23 protein-coding genes and 1 pseudogene are annotated in these 25,836 nt (G+C 37.2%); 3 read left to right on the top strand and 21 right to left on the bottom strand.

Annotated features, from left to right (window positions below; genetic code table 11):
- Window positions 1–3: 3 nt before the first annotated feature.
- The 5 genes from P3F81_RS10540 to mdh form a co-directional block, all read right to left on the bottom strand.
- Window positions 4–1,377, bottom strand: a complete 1,374-nt coding sequence (locus P3F81_RS10540; RefSeq protein WP_147670108.1) for a gluconeogenesis factor YvcK family protein — start codon at window positions 1,375–1,377, stop codon at window positions 4–6.
- 11 nt (window positions 1,378–1,388) lie between these two features.
- Window positions 1,389–2,294: an RNase adapter RapZ gene (rapZ, locus tag P3F81_RS10545; protein WP_147670109.1), complete on the bottom strand. Its 906-nt coding sequence runs from the start codon at window positions 2,292–2,294 to the stop codon at window positions 1,389–1,391.
- A gap of 109 nt (window positions 2,295–2,403) precedes the next feature.
- Entirely contained in the window at window positions 2,404–3,204 is an 801-nt protein-coding gene (locus P3F81_RS10550; RefSeq protein WP_147670110.1) for a Cof-type HAD-IIB family hydrolase, read from the bottom strand.
- Between the two features lie 12 nt (window positions 3,205–3,216).
- Window positions 3,217–4,023: a Cof-type HAD-IIB family hydrolase gene (locus P3F81_RS10555; protein ID WP_147670111.1), complete on the bottom strand. Its 807-nt coding sequence runs from the start codon at window positions 4,021–4,023 to the stop codon at window positions 3,217–3,219.
- Between the two features lie 180 nt (window positions 4,024–4,203).
- Entirely contained in the window at window positions 4,204–5,139 is a 936-nt protein-coding gene (gene mdh / locus P3F81_RS10560) for a malate dehydrogenase (RefSeq protein WP_147670112.1), read from the bottom strand.
- Window positions 5,140–5,450: 311 nt separating this feature from the next.
- Between mdh and P3F81_RS10565 the strand changes: the two genes are divergently transcribed.
- Window positions 5,451–5,990, top strand: a complete 540-nt coding sequence (locus tag P3F81_RS10565; RefSeq protein ID WP_147670113.1) for a DUF3231 family protein — start codon at window positions 5,451–5,453, stop codon at window positions 5,988–5,990.
- Window positions 5,991–6,174: 184 nt separating this feature from the next.
- Here P3F81_RS10565 and rd read toward each other — a convergent pair whose 3' ends face one another.
- The 10 genes and pseudogenes from rd to P3F81_RS10615 all read right to left on the bottom strand — a co-directional run bounded on the left by rd (window position 6,175) and on the right by P3F81_RS10615 (window position 13,870).
- Window positions 6,175–6,339 carry a rubredoxin gene (rd, locus tag P3F81_RS10570; RefSeq protein WP_147670114.1) on the bottom strand — a complete coding sequence of 55 codons (165 nt, stop codon included), beginning with the start codon at window positions 6,337–6,339 and terminating at the stop codon, window positions 6,175–6,177.
- 210 nt (window positions 6,340–6,549) lie between these two features.
- Window positions 6,550–7,302 carry a TPM domain-containing protein gene (locus P3F81_RS10575; RefSeq protein ID WP_147670115.1) on the bottom strand — a complete coding sequence of 251 codons (753 nt, stop codon included), beginning with the start codon at window positions 7,300–7,302 and terminating at the stop codon, window positions 6,550–6,552.
- 102 nt (window positions 7,303–7,404) lie between these two features.
- Complete coding sequence (locus P3F81_RS10580) at window positions 7,405–7,965, bottom strand: LemA family protein (protein ID WP_147670116.1); 561 nt, start codon at window positions 7,963–7,965, stop codon at window positions 7,405–7,407.
- A gap of 90 nt (window positions 7,966–8,055) precedes the next feature.
- Entirely contained in the window at window positions 8,056–8,904 is an 849-nt protein-coding gene (locus P3F81_RS10585; protein WP_147670117.1) for a PHP domain-containing protein, read from the bottom strand.
- A gap of 261 nt (window positions 8,905–9,165) precedes the next feature.
- Complete coding sequence (gene dhaL, locus P3F81_RS10590; RefSeq protein ID WP_147670118.1) at window positions 9,166–9,795, bottom strand: dihydroxyacetone kinase subunit DhaL; 630 nt, start codon at window positions 9,793–9,795, stop codon at window positions 9,166–9,168.
- An 11-nt stretch (window positions 9,796–9,806) separates the two neighbouring features.
- Window positions 9,807–10,811, bottom strand: a pseudogene (locus P3F81_RS10595) (dihydroxyacetone kinase subunit DhaK).
- A 20-nt stretch (window positions 10,812–10,831) separates the two neighbouring features.
- Entirely contained in the window at window positions 10,832–11,497 is a 666-nt protein-coding gene (locus tag P3F81_RS10600) for a class II aldolase/adducin family protein (RefSeq protein WP_147670119.1), read from the bottom strand.
- Window positions 11,498–11,548: 51 nt separating this feature from the next.
- Window positions 11,549–12,895 carry a PTS galactitol transporter subunit IIC gene (locus tag P3F81_RS10605; protein WP_147670120.1) on the bottom strand — a complete coding sequence of 449 codons (1,347 nt, stop codon included), beginning with the start codon at window positions 12,893–12,895 and terminating at the stop codon, window positions 11,549–11,551.
- 185 nt (window positions 12,896–13,080) lie between these two features.
- On the bottom strand, window positions 13,081–13,362 hold the full coding sequence (locus P3F81_RS10610; RefSeq protein ID WP_147670121.1) for a PTS sugar transporter subunit IIB: 282 nt from the start codon (window positions 13,360–13,362) through the stop codon (window positions 13,081–13,083).
- 37 nt (window positions 13,363–13,399) lie between these two features.
- Window positions 13,400–13,870 (bottom strand): PTS sugar transporter subunit IIA, encoded by a 471-nt coding sequence (locus P3F81_RS10615; protein WP_147670122.1) that lies wholly within the window; start codon window positions 13,868–13,870, stop codon window positions 13,400–13,402.
- A 450-nt stretch (window positions 13,871–14,320) separates the two neighbouring features.
- On the opposite strand from P3F81_RS10615, the gene P3F81_RS10620 reads away from it, so the two are divergent.
- Window positions 14,321–17,101, top strand: coding sequence for a sigma-54-dependent transcriptional regulator (locus P3F81_RS10620; RefSeq protein ID WP_147670123.1), 2,781 nt, complete (start codon window positions 14,321–14,323; stop codon window positions 17,099–17,101).
- 53 nt (window positions 17,102–17,154) lie between these two features.
- Here P3F81_RS10620 and P3F81_RS10625 read toward each other — a convergent pair whose 3' ends face one another.
- From P3F81_RS10625 to uvrC, 5 genes are all read right to left on the bottom strand, one after another.
- On the bottom strand, window positions 17,155–18,072 hold the full coding sequence (locus P3F81_RS10625) for a transketolase family protein (protein WP_147670124.1): 918 nt from the start codon (window positions 18,070–18,072) through the stop codon (window positions 17,155–17,157).
- A complete protein-coding gene (locus tag P3F81_RS10630; protein WP_147670125.1) occupies window positions 18,069–18,893 on the bottom strand; it encodes a transketolase in 825 nt (274 codons plus the stop codon). The genes P3F81_RS10625 and P3F81_RS10630 overlap by 4 nt, the downstream gene beginning before the upstream one ends.
- A 349-nt stretch (window positions 18,894–19,242) precedes the next feature.
- Entirely contained in the window at window positions 19,243–20,091 is an 849-nt protein-coding gene (locus P3F81_RS10635) for a MurR/RpiR family transcriptional regulator (protein ID WP_147670126.1), read from the bottom strand.
- Between the two features lie 64 nt (window positions 20,092–20,155).
- Window positions 20,156–20,851, bottom strand: a complete 696-nt coding sequence (gene cuyB / locus P3F81_RS10640) for a cysteate racemase (RefSeq protein WP_147670127.1) — start codon at window positions 20,849–20,851, stop codon at window positions 20,156–20,158.
- A 344-nt stretch (window positions 20,852–21,195) separates the two neighbouring features.
- Window positions 21,196–23,007, bottom strand: coding sequence for an excinuclease ABC subunit UvrC (uvrC, locus tag P3F81_RS10645; protein ID WP_147670128.1), 1,812 nt, complete (start codon window positions 23,005–23,007; stop codon window positions 21,196–21,198).
- Window positions 23,008–23,416: 409 nt separating this feature from the next.
- On the opposite strand from uvrC, the gene P3F81_RS10650 reads away from it, so the two are divergent.
- Entirely contained in the window at window positions 23,417–24,829 is a 1,413-nt protein-coding gene (locus P3F81_RS10650) for an acetyl-CoA carboxylase biotin carboxylase subunit (protein WP_147670129.1), read from the top strand.
- A gap of 45 nt (window positions 24,830–24,874) precedes the next feature.
- Here P3F81_RS10650 and rbsB read toward each other — a convergent pair whose 3' ends face one another.
- Window positions 24,875–25,816: a ribose ABC transporter substrate-binding protein RbsB gene (gene rbsB, locus P3F81_RS10655; protein ID WP_147670130.1), complete on the bottom strand. Its 942-nt coding sequence runs from the start codon at window positions 25,814–25,816 to the stop codon at window positions 24,875–24,877.
- Between the last annotated feature and the right edge of the window lie 20 nt (window positions 25,817–25,836).

The following is a 25,836-nucleotide window of genomic DNA, read 5'->3' on the forward strand; positions in this document are numbered from 1 at the left end:
GCTTCATTCCTTTTTAACTTTTTCTTTATTCTCTTTCTTTAATTGTTCTTTAAGAAAGTAATAATCAAATAAACCTACCTTATCCGTCCCCGTTCTAAGTTTATAAATCATTTTCATAATAATATGCGACAACTTTCTTGGATCATGACGAACCAAATTCGTTTCACTGACGATATCAGCTTTTATCGTCCGAATCCCTAAAGACTCTATTGCTTCTTCATCTACTCTTACAGGATATGCTTCCTCTCTTGCGTATACTTGTCTTACATCATTGCCTAATTCATGAGAATTGACGATGATATAATCAATAACGCCCATACCAACGTGGTCAAGGATAGCTTTTGCATGCATAGATGCAGTATAACCATCTGTTTCTCCAGGCTGTGTCATTACGTTGCACACATAAACTTTCACTGCACTGCTGCTACGTAAAGCATCAGCGATGCCATCAACTAATAAGTTCGGCATAATACTCGTGTACAAACTTCCCGGTCCCAAAATGATTACATCTGCATTAAGAATTGCATCTACCGAACTCTGTACAGGATCTACATCAGGCGGATAAAGATGAACGCGTTTAATTTTCTTTCCCGCGAGAGGAATCTTTGATTCCCCTTCAACGATACTTCCATCTTCCATTGTTGCCACTAAGCGCACTCTTTGTGTGCTCGCTGGTAAAACGCGCCCTTTTACCGCCAATACTTTACTAGCTTCAGTCAAAGCTATTTCTACATCACCCAGAACTTCAGTCATGGCAGCAATAAATAAGTTTCCAAAGCTATGTCCCTTCAAATCCCCATGTCCACCAAATCGATGCTGAAATAATTTTTCCATCAGAGGCTCCGTGTCAGCCAGAGCAACTAAACAATTCCGTAAATCGCCCGGCGGTATCATCCCCAAATCTTCACGTAACCTTCCAGATGATCCCCCATCATCGGCAACAGTTACAACGGCGGTAATATTATTTGTAATTCCTTTAATCCCCCGCAATAAAACAGATAAACCAGTTCCCCCACCGATTACCGTTACTGCTGGTCCGCGGTTTAATTTGCGTTTTTCAAAAATCAAATCTACTAGTTTATCTGAACTTTCAGGAATTAACACACTAATTACCGAGCGAATAATCATCCGCGTTGCAAAGAGCATCGTAATCAATCCAAATAAAATAACCGTTATCCCTACGATTGCCGTAACTGTATAGTAATACGTTCCAGTCATCATATAAACGGTGCGAAAAATAAACTCTTCTAGATTGCCAATGTATTTATAGTTAAAAACAATCGCAATTCCAACACTTGCAACAATCGTACCAAGTGAAAATAAGAGTAACCATCTTTTAAACTTCATTCCTGGATACAACCATTTCAATAAGTGCATTGCACTCCACCTCAATCAATTACAGCAGTTATTTGTGGGTGTTCAATCCCTTCATTTTTAAATACATCACGATGCTCAATATTTACTCTATAGCCTTTATTGCAAAGCAACGTATAGACTCTATTCGCAATAAATACTGATCGATGCATTCCACCCGTACAACCAATGGCGATAACTAGCTGGCTTTTACCTTCTTTAATATAATTTGGCACTAAAAACTCCACTAAATCATTTAGCTTTGCAACAAACTCTTTTGTTACCGGCCACTTCCAAATATACTCAGCGACCTCTGGCACAGCACCACTTTTATGACGCATAGAGTCAATATAATATGGATTCGGCAAAAACCTTACATCCAGCATTAGATCGGCATCGAGCGGCATACCATGCTTAAACCCAAACGAAACAACCGTAATATTCATAGAATTAGATTCTGAAGAATTACCAAACCAACGAATAATTTTTTCTTTCAAACTGCTTTTCTTCATATCGGAAGTATCAATAATATGTGTTGCTCTAGCTCTCACTCTCGCCAAACGTTCCCGTTCTTTTGCAATTCCTTCACTAATTCTGCTATTGGGTGCCATCGGGTGACGACGGCGTGATTCTTTGTAACGACGTATAATCGTTGCGTCAGAAGCTTCCATAAATAGCATTTCATACTTCATACCGCTTTCATCCATGCTATCTAAAATATGTATCATTTTATCGAAGAATTCACGTCCTCGCGTATCAACAACAAGCGCGACTTTATGTACGCTTCCAGAAGAATGCGTACAAAGCTCTGCAAACTTAGGAATAAACATCGGCGGTAAATTATCAACACAAAAATACCCCAAATCCTCCATATGACGGCTGACTTGTGTTTTTCCTGCACCTGACATACCAGTAATAATTACCAAACGAAAATCTTCCATACTTACCACCTCCATAATTCGCTTTTAATGAAAGCTACAACAATTATATGGCAAAAGTAAAAAAAAAGCAAAGTACAGAATTCTTCTTTCTCTACTTTGCCTAATAAATTTAATCGCCTAAAATATATTTTTCTACAGCGGTTGCAAAACCATCTGCCTCTACATCATCCGTAATCGCATCAGCAACTGCTTTTATTGATTCAAATGCATTTCCCATAGCAACGCTGAAGCCAGCATACCCAAACATTGCTAAATCATTATCGGAATCTCCAACTACCATAATTTCAGAAGGACGAATCCCATATTCTCTCGCTAAAACCTCAATGCCCTTTGCTTTATTCATCCCTATCGATACAACATCAATACAATGATCTGAAGTTATCGGTGTATCTAATCTTCCTGTAAACCTATCACGCACTTTTGGAGCGATGGATTGAATATGACCAGCTTTATCTAAAATAACCATCTGTACAATTCTTCTAGAATATTTATCCAACTGTCCTTTAGCTTCTTTTACATCAATTTTAAATACATTTTCGTACCCCGTCCACAAATCAGGTTTTATTTCATTTACATACAATTCATCATCAATATACCATTGAATATGCCAGTTATTTTCTAAACAGAATTCGATCGCTTCACGCGCAATTTTATCATCTATGTGATGTTCGAAAATCGTTTTACCATCACAAGATTTTATCACCGATCCATTACAGCTAATAATTGGTAAATCAAGATTCACTTCCTGGGCGAATCTAACTGCCGCTTTATGCATCCGCCCTGTCGCGAACGTTACCTTTACCCCTTTTTCCTGCGCTCGCTGAATCGCCAGAGCATTTCGCGATGAGATTTTCTTTTCTCCATTTAATAACGTACCATCTAAATCAGTAACAAGTAATTTTATTGCCATATAGTCACCATTTTAACCTTGCTTTTGTAATACGTATTTCCTGATTGCAACGGCTACACCACTATGATTGTTGTCTTCAGTTACAACTTTTGCTACTGCTTTTGCTTTTTGATTTGCATTTCCCATTGCAACACTTAACCCTGCCGCTTTAAGCATTGGCAAGTCGTTATTAGAATCACCTAATGCCATAACCTCTTCACGCGATAAGTTAAGCTTTTCAATCAACCGATCTACTGCCGCCGCTTTATTTACGCTCGGATGAATAATTTCAATATAGGTTGGCATAGATTTCACTGCGGTTATTCTTCCCGCAAATTGCTTTTCGAGCAAAGCAACAATTTCATCTGTCTGCACTTCATTATCGGTAATCATTAGCATTTTAGGCGGACGTTTCGCATAATCAGCCAATTTTCCCCCTACAGCATGCCCCTTTATCCCTGCTACACTTTCATAATACTTCGCTTTTTCATTATGTTCTTTAAAATACAAATTATCATCATCAATCGTTTGGATATACCAATCGTTTTCTTGGCAAAGTGTAATAATTTCTTGCGCAACCCCTGTGTCTAAACATTGTTCATATAAGATTTCACCAGAAACAGATTTAATTACTGCACCATTATACGTAATAATCGGTACATCAACACCAAGCTGTTTTGCATAGGGAAGTGCTGATGGATACATCCTACCAGTCGCAATCGTGACTGTTACCCCCGACTGTACCGCCTCAAAAATTGCCGACTTATTCGCTTCAGATATTTGATGATCACAATCTAATAAAGTTCCGTCTAAATCACTAATGACTAGTTTTATTGCCATAACTTAAACCTCCCCACTTTATTTTTATCATTTATTATTATTTCATATTTATTTTTATTACTTTTTTATTATACGGGATTTATATTATCAATACAAGAGAAATAAATGGAGACTATTTGGGAATAGCATATAAAAAAAGCGACCTTAATAGGTCGCTTTTCATTGTTAATCAATTAAAAATTATTTTAAAACATCAGCTAATGCAGCATTCATTGTACGAACAGCAGCTACACTTGCATCAAATAATTTTTGTTCTTCTTCATTTAATTTAACATCAACGATTTTTTCAATACCGTTTTTACCAAGAACAACAGGTACGCCAACACAAACGTCAGTTTCGCCGTATTCACCTTCAAGGTAAGCGCAGCAAGGAATTAATTTTTTCGCATCAGTAACGATTGCTTCAACAACAGTAGCACCAGCAGCACCAGGAGCATACCAAGCAGAAGTGCCAAGAAGACCTGTTAATGTAGCACCGCCAACCATAGTATCAGCTACTACTTTATCAATTGTTTCTTTATCTAAAAGTTGAGATACTGGAATACCTTTATATGTAGCAAAACGAGCTAAAGGAATCATAGTTTTATCGCCATGACCGCCAATTACCATACCATCAACGTCAGTAGGAGTGCATCCTAAAGCTTGGCTTAAATAGTATCTGAAACGGCTGCTATCAAGCATACCACCCATACCGATAATACGGTTTTTAGGAACGCCACTTGCTTTAAGAGCTAAGTAAGTCATTGTATCCATTGGATTGGAAATAATAACGAAGATAGCATTTGGAGAATATTGAAGAACTTGATCCACTACGCTTTTTACGATACCAGCATTTGTACCAATTAATTGTTCGCGAGTCATACCAGGTTTACGAGGAATACCTGAAGTAATAACAACCACGGAAGAATCTGCTGTTTTGCTGTAATCATTAGTGCAACCAACAATTGTAGTATCAAAATTCATCATATGAGAAGTTTGCATCATATCCATAGCTTTACCTTCAGATACACCTTCTTTGATGTCCAAAAGAACTAATTCACTAGCAAATCCTTTTAATGCAATTACGTTAGCGACTGTAGCACCAACATTACCCGCTCCAACAACTGTAACTTTCATAATAAATAAAACCCTCCTCTTATTTAGCAATGCATGTCCCTTTCCCTATAGAAAAAAACATTTTGCCTACAACAAGCCATAGAACCTATGGGATGAAGTCTCTCATTCAAGTATAGCAAATGGATTTTTAAAAATCAACAAGACAAGGTCTTTTTTCCGCTTTTTTAAGGAAAATAATATCAATAACTTTTGTGCATTTCTACGAAAAATTTGGTGATCCTATACCATAGGTACCTTGCTAAAATTTTAATAGTTTTTTGCAAAGTATCCATTTTTTCTCTTTATTATTTTAAATTTAAAGGAGGTCTATTATGTCTATCCTTGACAAAATCAACTCTGAAACTCGCATGCTTTTCAACAACTTCTTTGATAAAGAACCGTTAAATTATCTTGAAGCAGCAAGTCTATACGGAGTCGTCGCACAAGGGCGATATAATGTAGCAATGCTAGAAATTCTCTATAATCATGCCCAAGATGAAGAATTGAAAGGCTTAATTAAAGAGGCGCTTAGCACCCAAACAAAAGCACTAATTTACCAGTCAGAAGAAATGCTACAAGAAAGCGGCTCACAAATTCCGTCTCTTACTTTCCGCCGTCGCACGCTGCACAAACGGCCGCTTGCTATTGATCCTGATGCAAAATTAAGTGACGCAGAGGTAGCCATTGCAATTGGTACAATGGCAAAAGCAGCTCAAACAGCTATGTTAGCAGCATTGCATCAATCTTATCAGCTTGATATAGCAATGATGTATCGCGAACTACTTGATAAAGGATTAGATTGGGACTACAAGTTGCTTCAACTTATGTTGAAACGCGGCTGGCTTCCAAGACTTCACAAAGCTTGTCACTAATTTTGTGCAGCTTCATTCTGTACAATTTTTAATATCCATCTGCACCTTGGTCATATGTATCCAAGGAATTAGCCACTCACCTGCATCCTAGGGTATAACTTTTACTTGTAAAAATCAAAAATCTAACTGCAGATTAAGAATAAGATAAAAACAGCCTGCTGATTTTCAGCAGGCTGTTTTTATCTTATTCTTTTACTTCTTCAAATTCGTCTTTACCTACACCACAAAGAGGACAAACAAAGTCTTCCGGTAATTCTTCAAATAAAGTCCCTGGTTCAATGTTATTATCTACATCGCCTTCCGCTTCATCATAAACGTAACCACAAACTACACAAGCCCATTTTGCCATAAAAAATCCCCCTCTCCTTATTATGTATTCTAATATATAGATTATATTATTTTCAATAGAAAATCTACTGAAAATTTGGTAAAACTCAAAATAATAGAAAATTTATCTAAGAACTATCTCAATTTCATAACATTCGAATTTTACCGTTTCCACTATTATATCCTATTTTATTCTGAAATATCTTCACAATAAAAATTTTTTAAAAAATTTTTACCAATTACGGCTAGAGCCACCACCACCACTAGAGCCACCGCCATAACTTCCACCACCACCGCCGCCACCGCCACGCGACCGACTAATTAAGATGAGAAGCATCCGTGTAATTGCTCCGCCAAAAAACACCCAATCTATAATGAGTAGCAATACAAAGCCCGCGATCATAAGATAATCAACAAACCCCAAATCTTGGTTTGTTTCCAGTTGTTTTGCTTGTGCTGGCTTAGCTTTTCCGTCAAAGGTTATTCCATATTCATTTGCCGTTACCTTAAGCAGTGATGCATATCCATTTAAAACACCTGCAGAATAATTTCCTTCACGGAAATATGGTAGCATATATTTATCTTGAATTTCACCCGTTTTACCGTCTGGCAAAGCACCTTCAAGACCATAACCAACTTCAATTTTTGACTTTCTATCTTCAACAGCGACAAGCATCAAGACACCATTGTTCATCTGTTTATCACCAATTTCCCAAGTCCGAAAAAGTTGTAATGCATAATCTTCTATTGCTTCCCCATCTAAAGACTTTATCGTTACCACGACGATTTGAGCTTTCGTTTGCGCTTCTAAACTTTTCCCCCATTGATTCAGCTTCGCTTTATCCTCTGCTGTTAAAACCTGTGCATAATCTTGTACATATATATTATTCGTCGGTTTAGACGGAATATCTGCCGCAAACACGCTGATTGAAAAGCTCAAAAAAGCGAAAATCGTCATCATAAATGCCAACCATTTTTTTCGCATTTCTTTCACCTACTTAAAAAACCGCAAAGTCGCTCCGCACAAAAACCTACACCTACGTAACCCTTTGGCAAAACCGTATTCTTTGCGGCTTAATCTTCATTTTTAGAATTTCACTTGTGGTGTCTGTTTGCTTGCTTCATCCGCTTTAAAATATTCACGCTGCGAGAATCCAAGCATTCCAGCATAAATACTAGTTGGAATTGTTTTTACTTTTGTATTAAAGGATTGTACCACATCATTATAATCTTTCCGTGCAACTGCAAGACGATTTTCTGTTCCTGCCAATTCATCTTGAAGTGCTCTAAAGTTTTGATCAGCTTTTAAATTTGGATAATTTTCTACAACCATCAATAAACGACTCAGCGCGCTGCTAAGTTCATTATTTGCTTCAGATTTATTTGCAACACCTTCAGCTCCAGCTAATTTAGCTCGTGCTTCAGATACAGCTTTAATTGCTTCTTGTTCATGTGCTGCATATCCTTTTACGGTATTTACTAAATTAGGAATTAAATCAGCACGACGTTGTAATTGATTTTCAACTTGTGCCCACTTGCTATTCACATCTTCATTTTGTTGTACAAGGCCATTGTAGCCCATGATAACCACAGCTGCAATTGCGATGATAATCGCTGCAATTACACCGAAAATAGTCCACCCTTTCATATAGCACCTCCGAAATTTGCAATTCATTTTCTTTAAGATCTTTCTCATTATATCATAAGCGATTATACCGTGTAAAAATTTTCTCACATCTTAATAACGGCAAACTTCTTTAATTCTTTCAAACCATGCATATGGAATCTGCAAGGACCCATTTCCTATTCCCAATTTATAGGAAGGACGATTATCCCCATGAAAATCTGTCCCACCAGTAGGGATTAAGCCGAATTTTTCCACCCATTTTTTTGCCAAACCTTCTTCCTCTGGTGTAAAGTTTGAATACATTGCCTCTAATCCGTTAAGCCCCATATGTTTTAATTCCTTTAACCATTTCTCTTTTTCCTCAATTGACAACCCTTTTAGTCCAATACCTTTATGATAATGCGCCAATGAAGCAACCCCGCCTGCCTGGCGAATCATCACTATCGCCTCTTGGGTTGGTGTATTAATTTGTAATCCTTCTGTTGCTGGATTCAAGTATTCATCCCAAATATATTGCACATCAGCTTGTTTTTTATTTGCTGCAAAAAAACGCATAACAGCATAACGATCGAATTGATGATTCGCATAGGGTGTTATTTTTTCTCGCGATATATCTACCCCGCGTTTTTGCAAGCGTTCAAGAATGGTATCCAAGCATTCTTCCTTGGGCGCACGAATTTTTTTATATTGCTTTTTAAATTCAGAATCCTCTATATTCATACCTAAGCCTAAGATATGGAGCTTGCGCCCTTGGTAGATTGTGCTCATTTCAATTCCAGGTAAAATTTCGATGCCAACTTTATCTGCTTCTACCTTTGCTTCAGTATAACCAATCAAATTGTCATGATCTGTAACAGCGATTGCCGATAAACCAATTTCTTTGGCTTTTCGCACTAGCTCTGCTGGACTATAACTTCCATCAGTATATGTTGAATGTAAATGTAAATCTATCGTTTTCATCTTGATAACCTCTTTTCCCAGATATCTTACATGTACTTACTATTTTCATTTATCCGATGACTTACCCGCAAGGCGAGCGGCTAAGTCCTTGGATAAGGGCGATTAAGATTCAGATAAAGTAAAAATTCCATATGAATCAAGCCTACTTTACAAGATAATTATATCATCAATTCTCTAAAAGTCCTTGTTTATAGATGAAAAATATCTCCTAGTGAAATTCACTAGGAGATATTTTCTATATAAAGGAGAGAGGAGCTACATTTAATAGGTTTTCGCAATTCCTTGAAAAATATACATGACAGCTGTCGCACCCGGATCCTGCCGTCCAATTGATTTTTCACTATAATATGCTGCTCTGCCATGTACAGATTGCATTGTTTTTGTTTTTTCTACACCTTCCAGAGCCGCTTGATAAGCATCTTGATGTGCCTCAATTAAATTTTTTCCTTCGTGATTGGCAGCGGCTAAAGCCTCAACTGCTGGATGAAGTGCATCAAGCATTGTTTTATCGCCAATTTGACTTTGCCCCCTTTGCATAACGCCTTCAACCGCCGCCCGTCCCATGGCAACCAAATCTGCTAATGTCAATTCCTGTTTTCCTTTGGCTTTTGCGGATGCTTTAATAAAACAAGTAGATACTAATGTCCCCATCGTCGATGGAACTACCGAATTCACTTTCATTCCGAGCTTCATTAAAAATTTTCCTAAATCCGGTTCATCTAATCTATGCGCTTCTTCGGCAACTGCATGGAATCCGCTATACATTGTCAGTCCTAAGTCGCCATCCCCCATTGCACCATCCAGTTCAATCAAATGCTCTTTTACCTCAGCCATAGTCGCTTCAACACTATCTAAAATTCTAATCAATATTTCTTTTGTCACTGTTTCCATCTGAACACCTCCTAGCGGCTCTGTTCAAAGAATGGCGAATATGCCGGCGCATCTATCAATTCTTTTAATTCTTCATCTAGTTTCAAAAGTGTAATTGACATTCCTGCCATTTCAAGTGAAGTCGCGTATTGCCCAATATATTTACGGTGGATATTAATGCCCTGCTCCATTAATATCTGATGGGTCTTCCGATACGCTAAATACAATTCTTCTTTTGGGGTCGCACCCAATCCATTGACTAAAACCGCTACTTCATCTCCAGATTGATATGGCAAATCCTCAAGTATTTTTTTCAATATATCCTCAACTACACAATCTACCGATTGCAATTTCGTGCGGTGAATTCCTGGTTCACCATGAATCCCCATACCGATTTCCATTTCATCTTCACCGATACTAAACGTTGCTTTACCTGCTTCAGGCACAATACAAGGCGTAAGTGCAACACCCATCGTCCGCATCCGATCTACCGTTTTTTGCGCAATACGCGTAACCTCAGCTAACGAAAACATTTTTTCGGCTGCTGCACCTGCAGTTTTATAAGCAAAGAATAACCCAGCAACACCACGTCTTTTATCTGCTTTCTCCTTTGGTGCTGACGCTACATCATCCGTTACCAAAACTTCAGCAATTTCAATGTCATCCATCGCCGCCAAATCGGCTGCCATACCAAAATTCATAATATCGCCGCCATATCTTCCATATAAATGGAGTACACCTGCACCGTTATCAATCGCTTTATCCACTTCATACATAGCTTCTGCACTTGGCGATGCAAAGACATTTCCAACCGTTACCCCATCTGCTAATCCATAGCCTACATATCATAAAAACACCGGCAAATGTCCCGAACCGCCACCCGTTGCAATTGCAACTTTTCCCGGCTTCTTTGCATCAGCTCGAACTAAACAATGATAACTGTCATTGAGCATTTTTAATGATTCTGGATGCGCAAGTACAATGCCCTCCACTGTTTCACGGGCAAAATCTTCCGGTTTATTGATTAATTTTTTCAATCTCATCACCTCCAATGCATTTATTTTTTTAATAATTTTATTTCTTTTGGATACTCCCATTTTTGTAATTCCGCCAATGGAACCACTGGAGGTTCCTCTCCGCCATTGATCGTAAGCGCACGATAATACACCTCTGCAGTTTCTTCTACATAATGCGCTTTTAACAAAGCTTCTTTCAACTCTTTATCAACCGCTAATACACCATGGCTTTCCATCAATACTGCATCAGAAATTTGCAAGGGTTCAACTATACTCTGGGCAAGTTCCGGCGTACCCGGGCGGCCATAATCGGCTACTGGAATATAGCCTTTTTTACATCCTAAGCCAAGAATTTCATAAATCACTGCTGGAATTGGTTTATGCAATACGGCAAAGGCTGTAGCAAATCTAGAATGCGTATGCGCAACAGCATGGACATCACTACGACATTTATAAGCCGCTAAATGCATTAAACTTTCACTTGTTGGGCGCAATCCAGTTTCTGCTTCTATTACATTTGCTTCTAAATCAATCACACAAATATCATGATAACTTAACTCTTCACGATCAACACCTGTCGGTGTAATACATACATAACCAGTTTTTGGATCACGAACGCTAAAATTTCCCGCTCTATGTTTGCAAAGGCCAGAACGATCTGCGCTTAATGCATATTGAACAACCTGTTTTTTTAAATCTTCTAACATGATATATCTCTCCTATCTGCTCTACAAAATTTTCTATTCCCAAAACTCTTCTTATTTTTGATCTAATTGCGCATTTACTTTTTGCATATATTTGTAATACCATGCAAAGGCAACAGCAAAAATCGCTAACGCTCCAATTCCCAGCAACTCACCATTAAACGCATGCGCAATTGCCCATCTAAATTCAGGAGCTTCTAATTGAATCCAAGTAATAAATTGTCCTGCCGTAACTTGTAATGTCCCAGTTTTCGCCGCCATATCTGTAATCATTGGCGCAAAACTTGTTGCAACAGCCAAATACATCGGCGTAGCAATCGTTGAGATAATAATCATTCTAAATAAATTTCCACCTGCTACAATTAAGGCTGGAACTGCTACCACAACGTTGATAATTGACGCTAATGGAATAACATTGTTCATTCCCATTTGACTCATCACTAAAGCTAAGATAAGCTCAATCGGCACAAGAACGATTGCTGTAACCCATATTTCCGCTTGTCCTGCTAAAAATGGCCAATCAAGACCAACATAAAATTCTCTGCCTTTAAATTTACTTTTCATAAAGGAGCTCGTTGCATCAGCAATAGGTGCTAATGCTTGCATAAACAATTTTGCTACCATTGGGAAAAGCACTAAAGCTGTAGCAACTTGCATTGCAGTAGTTAGAATTCCTTTTGCATCATAACCACCCATAAAAGCAATCAAACCACCAACCAAAAAGCCCATAACGCTGTTTTCCCCAAAAATACCAAGTTTTTCTTTTAATTGCACTGCATTCATGTTTATTTTGTTAATCCCAGGAATAAAGTCTAACATTCTATTAATTAATCCTAAGAAAGCACCTTGTAGCATCATTGGATGTGTACAAGTAACACCAGGAATTTTTGTGATTCCATGCAATTGTTTTTGCATCACATCTGCATTGAGTAACTCTAAAACAATTTGTATACCTGCAGCAATGAATCCGAACATCAAGTTACCTGTTAAAGCTGCTACTACAGAAGCTGTGAAAATTTTCCCCCATACATTCCATAAATCAACATTTAGGCAGTTCGTCCATTTAAACCCTAACATGCATAGATTAATACCAATTTGTAATGGGAATAAAACTAATGCATACGGCCATGCCCAAGCAATCGCAGCCATTGGCGACCATCCAACATCAATTGCAGTCAATTGAAGTCCTGTTCTTTCTACCAAAGCAGTAGCCGCTGGGCTTATTGCTTCAAACATAAAGCCTAATACTACATTCATTCCTGTAAAAGCTACTCCTAAAGTCAAGCCTGCAATCAACGCTTTTTTCAATTTCATTCGCATTGCTAAACCGAGTAAAATCATGATGACAGGTAAAAAAATTGCTGCGCCCAACCCCAAGATATAATTTAAAATTGTATCCATCTCTCAACTCTCCTTATCATTATTAAATTTTAAATCCGAAACTATCTCACTCTATAATCATTTCTACTAATAACCACGAATACGAAATTCACGTTTACTGATACCAAAAAAGTTTGTTATAATATTTATGTGATCTCATTCTAGCTTCTCTGGCAACTCGAATTGCCGAGAAGCTTTTTTCTTTTTCAAGCTCTAATATATTCTTGTAACTTTTCAAATTCTTCTTCCATTCCTATCCCTGTCAAAAATGGAATTCCGCTAATTGTTGGTACATTCCAATTATTTGCTCCACTAGATACGATAGAAACATAAATATCACATTGATCAATAATACTTTCTAACGACTTGATATCTACAGCTTCCACCATTACTTCCAAACCATAATCTTCACACATACTGGCGATTTTCGATGCTACCGTTTGAGATGTTGCTACCCCTGATCCACATGCCACAAAAATTCTTTTCATAATAAACACTCCTCATCCTTATTTATGTTTGCTTAAATTAAGCTAAAATACGGCTTAACTTTTCGATAAATGCTTGCTTCGTCAATGAATTATATAAATCCGTTAATTTTTCACCATCAGAAAAAATCGCCATTAACTTACTCAATGTTTGTAAATGCCCCTGCGGATCAGTAACGGCTAACATAAATATCAATTTTGCTTCTACATCTTTACCGCTATTGCCCATCTCTTTAAACGTCACCGGGGATTTTAGTTTCACTGCTAAAATTGCCGCTTGATTTACGTGCTGTGGTGCTGCATGAGGGATAACAACTTTTATCCCCGGAGTATTTAAGCCAGTTGGATACTCCCGTTCGCGCGTTAAAATCGCCTCCAAATAACTTTCCTTCACATAGCCTTCTCTTTGTAAAATCCCCGCTAAATTCGTTAAAAGAGTTTCACGGTCATCTTCGCTTTCGTAATCAAGCAACACCAAATTCTCATGTAATAAAGATACATTCTCTGCCATATCTCTGCTCCTCCTTTACTTGAATTTTGTTACTCACCCTTTATATAATGCAAATGCTGTGCCAACTTAGTGCATAAAAAGGTTTAAATTTCTTAAAAATCTCTAACAACAACTAAAATCAGATAAAATATAAAAAGTTTATCGCTCTATCTATCCTTGTAAGTGAGCAAAAACTATAGCCTCCAAACTATAAAATTTTTTGATAACAGAATTTAATCATCCTATCATTATCCATATTTTTTAAACAAAAATTTTTTTGTTTAAATTTTACTTAGACACTAAATAGATAAAAAATTCAGAAATCTATATACGAAATCAAAAATTATGCACTAACATTACCACATTTTATTACTGCATAATAAAGAAAATAAAATACTACGAAAAATTCTTTACTTAGTAAAAAATCAATTATATGATTATGCTAGATATGATCATACGAGGTATTTTACAATGAAAAAAATTGATCTAATTATGCAGTGCATAGAAAATGAGCTTTGTCTCGACTCATTTCTTAAACGGATTGAGGCAAGAGAAAACCCAGGAATTACCGCTAACTTTATTCAAGACAAACTCGGTATCATTCGAAATAATGCCAGCACGTTGTTGAATCAATTATGGAAAGAGCATAAGCTAATTAAAATTAATACTCGTCCCGTTTCATTTATCCCGGTATCCCTTATTCTTAATTCAGCAGCGAACAAATCCCCAAAAGATACTTATACACTAGAAGAACTTTACCAACTAGTAAATTATGTAGAAACTAAAGAAAGTGTCGACCCTTTCGCCAAACTCCTCGGCAATAATAACAGTCTGATGAATCAAATCGGACAAGCAAAAGCTGCCATCGTTTATCCACCAAAAGGCTTGCATACATTAATTCTCGGCGAAAGCGGTGTCGGTAAAACGACTTTTGCCTGTGCAATGCATGAATACGGAATGCAAATTCGTCAAAAAACGAAAGAAGAATATCCTTTTGTTACATTTAACTGCGCTGACTACTTTAATAACCCGCAACTTCTATTATCCCAACTATTTGGTCATGCCAAAAATGCTTTTACTGGCGCTGATAAAGATAAAGTTGGTCTCGTAGAAAAAGCGAATGGGGGAATCCTATTTCTAGATGAAATCCATCGATTACCTCCCGATGGGCAAGAAATGCTCTTTTATTTAATTGATAAAGGCGAATATAATCGCCTAGGCGAAATTGGTATAAGACGCAGCAGCAATGTTTTGATTATCGCTGCGACCACAGAAGACCCGAGTGATACTTTGCTAGCAACATTCATTCGACGTATTCCAGTTAATATTACCCTTCCTTCCTTTCATGAAAAACCAATCGGCGAAAGAGTTGAAATCGTTGACCATTTCTTCTATTGTGAAGCATTAAATCTGAACCGAAAGATTATGATCGCCCCAGAAGTTCTTAAAAGTTTAGCGATTTTTGAATTTCGTATAGGCAATATCGGACAATTGCGCTCTGAAGTAAAATTGCTCTGTGCCAAAGCTTTTCTCCAACACTTACAAAACCAAAAAGAAATTATTATCGACTTTCAAATGCTCAACCGTGAAATTCGCGAAGTTTTATTTGACTATGCAAAGCTGGATAACAATATAAAAAATTATCTTAATATGTTTTCCGAAGATATCGTAATCTTTCCCGTAAAAGAGCGAGAATCGTTTACCTTTGATTTAAAAAATAATATCTATGAAGTAATTCTAAAGAAACTTGATTCACTCAAAAAACAAGGAATTGATCAAGAGCTAATTCATGCCGAGCTTAGTGATGAAGTCGAAAATCACTTCAAGCAAGTTATGGATAAATTCAACAACACCCGCACCAATATCCAGAACCTTTACAAGATTGTGCCAAAGGAGACTGTAGATACAGCAACTTTATTAATTGAACTCGCACAAGATCAACTCAAAACCAAACTAAACAATAAATTTATTTTCGGCCTTTCCTTCCACTTGCAAGCATTATTCAAACGGATTGAAGAGCAAAAAATTATTTTCAATCCGCATCTCCAAAGCATTAAAGAATCCCACCCAAAAGAATACCAAGCGGCCGAACTTCTCGTAAATCAACTTTCAACCTCGTTTGCGATGAAAATTCCTGAAGACGAAAAAGGATTTCTCACCTTATTGCTTGTCCATAACAAAGTGGAATCACCACAAGATGAAAAAATCGGACTGATTATCGTCTGTCACGGTGATAGTACTGCAAGTAGTATCGCTAATGTAGTAAACGCTCTGCTAAATACCGAATGGGTCAAAGCAATCGATATGCCATTAAGCACAACAATTTCCGAAACTTATCAAAAAGTCCGTACAGCTGCAATTGCGGTCAATCGAGGCAAAGGCGTCTTATTACTTGTAGATATGGGATCACTTTTAACCTTCGCTGAAAAACTTCGTAATGATGCCGGAATCTACAGCCGAGTAATAGATTACGTATCAACCCCACTTGCATTGGAAGCTTTACGCAATATCCTTTATAAATTAGATGATATTGACACACTTTATACAACGTTAACACAAAAAATCAATCATACCTTTGAGCCAGCCACCGATACAAAACAACCTGCAATCTTATCGGTTTGCGCTACTGGCGAAGGTTCTAGTAAAATGGCAAAATCAATCTTAGAAACACTCCTTGAGGAAAATCATCTAGCCACAATCCCTATACTTGTTACAAATACAACAGAAGTCAAAAATAAGATGCTAGAATATACAAAGGCCTACAATATTCTCGCCATCGTAGGAAATGCTAACCCGAACCTTGGCATCCCCTATTTTCCAATTCATCAATTACTAGAACCAACCTTTCAAAAGAAATTTATCCAAGTCTTATCTGGCGGAATTGAAATAGCACAAACGACATTAATTCCACCAAAATCAATTTATGACAAATCTCAAGCCCTCCTTGAACAATACGTAAAATATATTAATCCCAAATTTGCTATCAAACACATCAAAAAATTTCTTGAACAAATCAACTACACTACAAAAAACGACAATGATGCAATTGATTTTATTGTTCATATGGGATGCATGCTCGATCGCTGCCGGCACAATTACTTCGTCCAATTCGATGACCGTGACACCTTCATCAAAACACATAAAAAAGAATTCGATAAAGTTCGTTTTGCCGTTAATCTTTTGGCAAAAGAATATCAAGTAACCATTAACGATGATGAAGTTTGCTATATTTTAAAAATTCTTTGGCGCTGAAAAATAAAAAACGCGAGAACGTTTTTAACGTCTCGCGTTTTTTTATTTAATTATTATAATCCTTTTGCTGCTGCTACGATATCTTTTGCTGTTAAACCGTACTTTTCAAGCAATAATTTAGGACTGCCTGAAGCACCAAATTGATCTTTCACACCAATTCTCGCCATTTTTGTTGGACATTTTTCCGATAAAACTTCAGCAACTGCAGAACCTAATCCACCGATAATGCTGTGTTCTTCTGCTGTCACAACTTTACCAGTCGCTTTAGCAACTTTGATTACCAACTCTTCATCTAAAGGCTTAATTGTTCCGATATTAACGACTGTAGCTTCGATGCCTTCTTTTGCAAGTTCATCTGCTGCTTCTAAACATTTCGCTACCATAATACCAGTACCAATTAACGCTACATCTTTACCTTCACGTAAAATTTCGCCTTTACCAATTTCAAATTTATACCCTTCGCCATGTACATCAGGTGTTGCTGCTCTACCCAAACGAATGTATACAGGACCATAATACTCTGCCGCTGCTTTTACTGCTTGTTTAGCTTCTGCATCATCGGCTGGATTTAATACAACCATATTAGGGATGCTTCTCATTAAAGAAATATCTTCAATCGCTTGATGGCTACCACCATCTTCCCCTACAGTAATCCCCGCATGAGTAACAGCAATTTTCACATTTAATTTAGGATACGCTACAGAATTGCGAATTTGCTCAAACGCACGACCTGCCGCAAACATTGCAAATGTACTTGCAAATGGAATTTTCCCACAAGTTGCAAGACCAGCTGCTGTACAAATCATATCTTGTTCAGCAATTCCCATATCAAAAAATCTTTCCGGACAAGCTTTTTTAAAAGCACCGGATTTTGTTGCTGCCGCTAAATCAGCATCTAATACTACAATACTAGGATTATTAGAAAGCTCAACAATAGCTTCACTATAAGATTGTCTAGTTGCTACACTCATGCTTGAACACCTCTTTTTAACTCAGCGATTGCTTGTTCTTTTTGTTCTTGATTCGGCGCAGAACCATGCCAGCTCACTTGGTTTTCCATGAAAGATACGCCTTTACCTTTTACCGTTTTTGCAACGATTGCAGTTGGTTTATCTTTCAGCGTTTTTGCCATATCAACAGCTGCACTAATCTGTTTTAAATCATGTCCATCAATTTCAATTACATGCCAACCGAACGCTTTAAACTTATCTCCAATTGGATCTACACCCATAACTTCACTATTTGAACCATCAATTTGCAAACCGTTATTATCAATAAATACAGTTAAATTATCTAATTTATAATGCGAAGCACTCATTGCCGCTTCCCAAATTTGGCCTTCTTGAATTTCACCATCACCACAGATTGCATAAACACGATAATCTTTTTTGTCTAATTTTCCTGCAATTGCCATACCATTTGCTACGGATAAGCCTTGCCCAAGGGATCCTGTTGACATGTCAATCCCTGGAGTACCTTTCATATCTGGATGACCTTGTAACATTTCACCACATTTACGGAGTTTCATCAACTCTTCCTTAGGGAAAAAGCCTTTTTCCGCCAATGTACCATATAAACCAGGCGCACCATGACCTTTAGATAAAACTAAACGGTCACGATCTTCCCATTTTGGCTCAGATGGACGAACATTCATTTTATCAAAATATAATACTGTTAAAATATCAGTCATGGATAAAGAACCACCTGGATGTCCGGAACCTGCTTCCGCTAACATTTCAATAATATTAATTCTAATCTGCTTAGCCTTCTTTTCTAATTCAAGAAAATCCATATAATCACCTCATCATTATGCTATACACATATTTTACCGTTCTACCCGTCATTTCGCTTGACTCGCTTCAAAACAGTCTGTTTTTATTATACTCTTATCAGCTAAAAATTATCAAGTCAAATCAAGACAAATCTCCTATTATTTCAACAAAATCAAACAATAATAGGAGATTCATTATATTCTCAAATCATTTGTCTGCTGACGAATCTAATCAGCTAACAAAGCAAGCAGATTCACCAGCAGATAAGAGCGACTAGGATTCAGCTAGAGCAGAAACTCCATCTGAATCCTAGTCTGCTATAATATATTTATTTTAAATAACCACATTAATACTTTTAAACATACGCTCTTAATATTGACCAGTCTTATTTAAGTATTTTTCGATGCGCTTTAAGCGTTGGCTACTTTGCTTTTCATTTTGCTTCGCCACAAGGCTTACTACCACTTCAATAGATAATATTAAATTGATAAAAGAATTCGTAAAAGTAAGTGAATCAATGTTATTTGCAATTACCTTTGTTGCGCCATTTGTAATCGGCGAAGTTAACTTATCAGTAAAGACAACAATTCTTGCTCCTGCTTCTTTTGCCATTTCCAGTGCATAATATGCCCCTTTACTATACCTTGGATAACTAATGAGAATCATCACATCGCTTTCATCTATATCCATGAGTTCATCGACCATGCTACTCACACTCGTTACATGATTCACGAAAGGAAAAACAAAAGATAACATATTTGCAAAATATTCCGCCATTCCCGAACATGTGCGAAATCCAACTACATAAATTTTTTTCGCTTTTTTTAGCAGATTTGCAACTTCAATATATTTTTCTGACTGATTTGTCGTCAAGTCCTGCATGATTTTTACTTTTGCACTCTCATGAATGGCTTCAATTAATTCGAATTCTGACAACTTATCTACTTGCTTTAATTTTTTATAGGGAACATTCGTTTTCTGTAAAGTAAACGATTTTTGAGAAACTTCATTTTGCAAATCTTTTTTTAGTTCAGCAAAACTACCATACCCTAGCTTTCTCGACAAGCGAATCACTGATGAATCGCTCACATTAAGCTCCGTTGCAATATCTGTAGAAGTCAAAAAACAAGCCCGTTCTTTTTCTTTCATAATGAATTCGAAAACAAGACTTTCATTTTTCGAAAGTTTCGCTTCATAACCGCGCTCTTCTATCGTCATTTTTACACCCGTTTCTCATTTTTCTTAATTATATAAAGAAATCTTTACCTACGTCAATAATCTGCTAGCTTACAATCATCTTCCCAGCTGCTCTGATAGCACTACGCGCCAAAACTTCCGTCGGGTCAATCACATTTGCTTTTATTTGATACATTTGAAAGGCTACTGGTAATTCCGTACATCCTAAAATAAAGGTATCTACACCTTGCATTCTCATTGCAGATAACACTGCTTGAATTCCATCTAACGGATAATCTTTTCTTCCGGCTTTAACCCCATGGTAAATCAAGTCCATAATATTTTTTTCCATGTCTGTTGGTGCGTTCACAATTTCGATGTCATATTGATAAAAAAACTTTTCATATAACCCCGTTCGGTATGTGCCGCTTGTTGCAAGCAATCCAACTTTAGATAGCTTTCTGCGCTTTGCTTCTAATGCAGTTTCTTCAATCATATTAATCATATCTGCTTGAACAGCCTGCTTGATTTCATCAAAAAAATAATGTGCTGTATTACATGCCATAATAATAATATCGGCATCCAAAGATTCGAGATTATGCGCTGAACGAACCAAGGCAGGCACTGGATTTGTCCCACCTTCTAATATTGCCTTCGTTCGATCAGGAATCTCCGGATTACTGTCGACAAAAACATGAATATGTTCCTGATCAGAGCTTGCCATTGTAAGAGCTGTAATTTTTGCAAATAAATCTACTGAAGCCATTGGCCCCATTCCGCCAATAATTCCTATATTTCTCATCTCATCGCGCCCCTAAAATGAATATTATTATTTATATTATTAAAAAAGAAGAATATTATTATTCAAGTAAATAGTAGCATACTTTTAAGTATTTGTATATAAAAAATGACCATCTAAAATAGATGGTCATTTTTCAATTTATCCGATGACTAATCTTCTAATCTAACGAAATAAGCGCTTCACACAAAATCAGAGATTTTTGTCCTCTGCTTATAAGACAGTTCTATAAATGAGAGTTATACCCACAAGGACATACAAACAGATTAGCTCTTGGATAAGGGCGGCTAAGATTTAGCTGGAGTAAAAATTCCGGCTAAATCAAGTCTACTTTATTTATTTTACATTTATTCAAAATTCACACGACTAGCAAAGAAATTATATACAGCTTGTGCCGAGGTAAAATTCATGCCATCAAGCGATGCCATCTCCTCTACCGTTGCCGCTTTTATTTTTTCAATTGAACCAAAATGTGTCCATAAAACTTGTCGCCGCTTTGGGCCAATCCCAACGATATGGTCAAGAACAGATACCATATTGCGCTTACTGCGCAGCTTGCGATGATACGTAATTGCAAAACGATGTGCTTCATCACGAATTCGTTCAATTAAGTAAAGCGCTTGCGAATTTCGCGGTAAAATTACAGGCTCACTCTCCCCCTCTGTAAAAATATATTCAAATTGTTTAGCAAGTCCAACTACAGGAACTTTTGTATGACCTGCCCCGCGAATAATTTCAAGTGCGGAACTCAGTTGTCCTTTACCACCATCAATGATAATTAAATCTGGTAGCTCCTCTGGCGAAGCTTCTCCATACCGCCTACCGACAACTTCGCGCATAGATTTGAAATCATCTGGCTTTCCTTCTGCCGTCTTAATTTTATAGCGCCTGTAATCGCTTTTCTTTGGGATTCCCCCTTCAAAAACTACCATCGAAGCAACAGTTTCCGCCCCTTGAATATGAGAAATATCAAAACACTCCATACGATTTGGCGGTTTAGGTAAATACAGATATTTTCCCAACTCTTCTACTGCTCCTAATGTTTTCGCATGCTCTACCGATAATTTCATTTGCTGCTCTTTTAACACAAGTGCCGCATTGTTATTTGCCATTTGCACAACATCTTTTTTCGTGCCTCGTTTTGGTGTATCTACGGCAACCTTTGCTTGTTTGACTCCGCTGAGCCAATCTGCGACCAGCTCTTGCTCTTCGATTTCCATTGGTAATAATATTTCACGTGGAATAAACGTCACTTGATTATAATATTGTTTCAAAAATGCAGTTAGTGCAGCTTCGTCACTTTCTTCTTCTGTCCCTTTTAATAAGAAGTGATCTCTCCCTACCATCTTCCCACTGCGAATAAAAAATACCTGCATGCAAATACCGAGATCCGAACGCGCCATCCCAAGGGCATCTTGATCGCCTGAACCTGTAATTATATTTTGTTTTTCCGTAATCTTTGCAACTGATGTTAACTGATCTCTTAGTTTTGCAGCCAATTCAAATTCAAAATTTTCTGCTGCCTCTTCCATTTGTTCTTTTATGTGATCTTCCACTGCTTCGCTACGCCCCTCTAAAAACAGGCACACACTTTTTATCATCGCTTGATACTCTTCAGGACTTATTTTCCCCGCACATGGTGCTAAACAACGTTTAATATGATATTCCAAACAGGGACGAACAGCATCTAATCGCTTACAACTTCTTAGCGGAAATAGTTTTTTTAACACTTTCAAACTATCGTGCACCGCTCCTACATTCGTATAAGGTCCAAAATAGCGAGCCCCGTCTTTTTGTACACGCCGCGTAATAAACACTCTAGGATAAATTTCATTTATGGTAACTTTGATGTATGGATATGTTTTATCATCTCGCAGACTGATGTTATATTTCGGATGATGTTTCTTGATTAAGTTACATTCTAAAATCAAAGCTTCAATCTCTGAACCAGTAATAATATATTCAAAATCATCAATCTTAGCAACCATAGATTGTACTTTCGTAGAATGATTTCGACTACTCTGAAAGTACTGTCTGACACGATTTTTTAATATGACCGCTTTACCAACATAAATTATCTTAGAGTTTACATCTTTCATGAGATAGACCCCGGGTTTATCAGGTAATAATTGTAACTTTTCTTGCACCTTATTATTCATTGCTTCTCACCTTTTTTTATCGAAAATACCTTTATTTTTTAATACAAAACGCATCAAAAATATAGATAATTAATATGCATTTTGTATTCAAATATTTACTGAATTTTCATTATAATTAATCTTTGTTAATCTTTTAAAATTAACAAAAATTACGCTTGACCATAGCTAAAATAAATGATTAAATAGATATTGCGTATTGAATAAGTTATTTAAATCACATATTTATATTTCGTCCGTTAAGTGCCTATGCTAAGACTCTTCTCTTCTATAACCAGGAGTAAAGAATAGCTAAGTTTCTGGATAAATATAACCAGGATTCAGGAGGCTAAAATTCCTCTTAAATCAACTCTTGCTTTATTCTACACGCGAAATGCAACAAAATTCAAGTGCAAATGGGAGGTATATTTAGATGTTCAAACGACTCCTTATCGCAAACAGAGGCGAAATTGCGGTCAGAATTATCCGTGCCTGTCAGGAGCTGGGGATTGAAACAGTTGCTGTCTATTCAGAAGCTGATAAAAACGCTATGCATGTGCAGCTTGCCGATTTATCTTATTGTATTGGTCCAGCTGACGCAACGCAAAGCTATTTGAATATGGAAGCAATCCTTACAGCTGCTGCGGCAACAAAAGCCGAAGCAATCCATCCCGGGTATGGTTTTCTCTCTGAAAACGCTGACTTTGCTGAAAAAGTTACAGATTCAGGTTTAGTATGGGTAGGACCTTTAGCGGAAACAATCCGTCAAGTTGGTGACAAAGACGTAGCAAGAGAAGCGATGCTTGCTGCTGGTCTTCCAATGACTAAAGGGAGCAAACCATTAAAAAATAATGAAGAAGCACCAATTCTTGCAGAAGAAGTTGGTTATCCTGTAATCATTAAACCGGTTTCTGGTGGCGGCGGAAAATCCATGTTCGTCATTAACAACGAAAACGAATTACTTAATACATTACAAATTATCGACGTAACAAAAGTACCATTCTATTTTGAACATTATATTGCCCAATCTCGTCATATTGAAGTACAAATTATGGCTGATAATTATGGCAATATCATTCATTTAGGGGAACGCGAATGTTCTGTACAACGCCGCAATCAAAAAATACTTGAAGAATCACCATCTACAGCGCTTACAAAAGATATGCGTGAACGAATTGGCGCCTTAGCAATTAAAGCCGCAAAAAGCGTTCACTATACGAATGTAGGTACCGTAGAATTTTTAATGGATGTAAAAACCGGTGAGTTTTTCTTTATGGAAATTAATCCGCGCATTCAAGTTGAACACGCTATAACAGAAGCAGTCACTGGTGTAGACTTAGTTCGTCGCCAGATCAGAATTGCTGCTGGCGAACCGCTTAATAAAGATCAAAATGATATTAAAATTGTTGGTCATGCAATTGAATGTAGAATCAATGCCGAAGATCCTGATAATAACTTTATTCCATCTCCAGGCATGATTGATTTCTATCATGAGCCGGGGGGGCCACGCGTTCGCGTTGACAGTGGTGTATCTGCCGGTCTTGCCGTAGAACCTTATTATGATTCTTTAATTGCAAAAGTAGTCGTCCACGGTCGTACGCGTGGTGATGCAATAAAAATTATGCAACGTGCATTGAATGAGTTCCGTATCGATGGAGTAAAAACAACGACCGAACTTCATAAACGCATTCTTGCTGATACTTGTTTCTGCACTGGAAATATTGATACACAATTTATCAAAAAACGTCTTCCTGTGTACGAGCAAACTCCACCAAAGCCAAAACTTAAAGATACACAAAAAGAATTGGCAAATAATCTTCAAAAACTAGAACAATATTATATCTAGTGCCATAGACAGAAAAATGGAACCCAAGGGGTTCCATTTTTTTGTCTATTTTTTTGTAATCAATTCTAATTTCACAGGAATAAATGTATCTACTTGTTCTTTTGCTAAGATTTTCTTTGCGATTTCAATACTGACTTTCCCCATTTCTTTTGGTTGCTGTGCTACAGTTGCAAGCATTGATCCCGCTTGAACTGCTTTTTGTGCGTCATCTGTCGCATCAAAGCCAACAATGATAATATCTTTACGATTTGCCGCTTGAATTGCTTCCATTGCACCTAACGCCATTTCATCATTTTGAGCAAAAACAGCTTGGATATCTGGAGTTGCTTGCAGGATATTTTCCATTACCTTCATCCCTTTAGCACGGTCAAAATCTGCTGGTTGTTTTGATACTAGGGTAATTCCACTTACTGCTTTAATCGCATCATCGAAACCTTTCCCACGATCATTCGCTGCTGAAGTTCCTGGAATACCTTCAAGTTCCACAACATTGCCTTTATTACCTAATTTTTCGGCAATTAATTCTGCTGCCATTTTACCACCGGCTATGTTATCAGAAGCAATATTTGTTACAACAACACCGCCGTCAGCACCACGGTCTACTGTAATGACAGGAATATTCGCCTTATTTGCAGCCTCAATCGCTGGAACAATTGCTTTGGAATCCACTGGGTTCACGATTAAGACACTGACTTTTTGTTGAATCATATTTTCAATGTTCGACATTTGTTTTGATGCATCATTTTGTGCATCCATAATCATCAATTTTGTACCATCTTTATCAGCCGCTTCTTTTGCCCCATCTCTAACATCAACAAAGAAAGGATTATTCAGCGTCGATACGGAAAAACCGATAGTTACTTCCCCCGACGCAGCCTCTTGTTTTTTCTCGCTCTGGCTGCCGCCACATCCTGCAAAAAGAATACTGCCTGCTAATAATGCACATGTAAAAACCGCATAACTTTTCTTTTTAAAGCTTGAAAACATAAATCTTTCCTCCTTAAATC

It is taken from the genome of Selenobaculum gibii (assembly GCF_030273445.1).
Classification (GTDB): Bacteria; Bacillota; Negativicutes; order ICN-92133; family ICN-92133; genus Selenobaculum; species Selenobaculum gibii.

Bases quoted from the DNA above. Each gene is read 5' to 3' on its own strand.
- P3F81_RS10540 (WP_147670108.1), bottom strand. From the start codon at position 1,377: ATGCACTTATTGAAATGGTTGTATCCAGGAATGAAGTTTAAAAGATGG.
- rapZ (WP_147670109.1), bottom strand. From the start codon at position 2,294: ATGGAAGATTTTCGTTTGGTAATTATTACTGGTATGTCAGGTGCAGGA.
- P3F81_RS10550 (WP_147670110.1), bottom strand. From the start codon at position 3,204: ATGGCAATAAAATTACTTGTTACTGATTTAGATGGTACGTTATTAAAT.
- P3F81_RS10555 (WP_147670111.1), bottom strand. From the start codon at position 4,023: ATGGCAATAAAACTAGTCATTAGTGATTTAGACGGAACTTTATTAGAT.
- mdh (WP_147670112.1), bottom strand. From the start codon at position 5,139: ATGAAAGTTACAGTTGTTGGAGCGGGTAATGTTGGTGCTACAGTCGCT.
- P3F81_RS10565 (WP_147670113.1), top strand. From the start codon at position 5,451: ATGTCTATCCTTGACAAAATCAACTCTGAAACTCGCATGCTTTTCAAC.
- rd (WP_147670114.1), bottom strand. From the start codon at position 6,339: ATGGCAAAATGGGCTTGTGTAGTTTGTGGTTACGTTTATGATGAAGCG.
- P3F81_RS10575 (WP_147670115.1), bottom strand. From the start codon at position 7,302: ATGCGAAAAAAATGGTTGGCATTTATGATGACGATTTTCGCTTTTTTG.
- P3F81_RS10580 (WP_147670116.1), bottom strand. From the start codon at position 7,965: ATGAAAGGGTGGACTATTTTCGGTGTAATTGCAGCGATTATCATCGCA.
- P3F81_RS10585 (WP_147670117.1), bottom strand. From the start codon at position 8,904: ATGAAAACGATAGATTTACATTTACATTCAACATATACTGATGGAAGT.
- dhaL (WP_147670118.1), bottom strand. From the start codon at position 9,795: ATGGAAACAGTGACAAAAGAAATATTGATTAGAATTTTAGATAGTGTT.
- P3F81_RS10600 (WP_147670119.1), bottom strand. From the start codon at position 11,497: ATGTTAGAAGATTTAAAAAAACAGGTTGTTCAATATGCATTAAGCGCA.
- P3F81_RS10605 (WP_147670120.1), bottom strand. From the start codon at position 12,895: ATGGATACAATTTTAAATTATATCTTGGGGTTGGGCGCAGCAATTTTT.
- P3F81_RS10610 (WP_147670121.1), bottom strand. From the start codon at position 13,362: ATGAAAAGAATTTTTGTGGCATGTGGATCAGGGGTAGCAACATCTCAA.
- P3F81_RS10615 (WP_147670122.1), bottom strand. From the start codon at position 13,870: ATGGCAGAGAATGTATCTTTATTACATGAGAATTTGGTGTTGCTTGAT.
- P3F81_RS10620 (WP_147670123.1), top strand. From the start codon at position 14,321: ATGAAAAAAATTGATCTAATTATGCAGTGCATAGAAAATGAGCTTTGT.
- P3F81_RS10625 (WP_147670124.1), bottom strand. From the start codon at position 18,072: ATGAGTGTAGCAACTAGACAATCTTATAGTGAAGCTATTGTTGAGCTT.
- P3F81_RS10630 (WP_147670125.1), bottom strand. From the start codon at position 18,893: ATGGATTTTCTTGAATTAGAAAAGAAGGCTAAGCAGATTAGAATTAAT.
- P3F81_RS10635 (WP_147670126.1), bottom strand. From the start codon at position 20,091: ATGACGATAGAAGAGCGCGGTTATGAAGCGAAACTTTCGAAAAATGAA.
- cuyB (WP_147670127.1), bottom strand. From the start codon at position 20,851: ATGAGAAATATAGGAATTATTGGCGGAATGGGGCCAATGGCTTCAGTA.
- uvrC (WP_147670128.1), bottom strand. From the start codon at position 23,007: ATGAATAATAAGGTGCAAGAAAAGTTACAATTATTACCTGATAAACCC.
- P3F81_RS10650 (WP_147670129.1), top strand. From the start codon at position 23,417: ATGTTCAAACGACTCCTTATCGCAAACAGAGGCGAAATTGCGGTCAGA.
- rbsB (WP_147670130.1), bottom strand. From the start codon at position 25,816: ATGTTTTCAAGCTTTAAAAAGAAAAGTTATGCGGTTTTTACATGTGCA.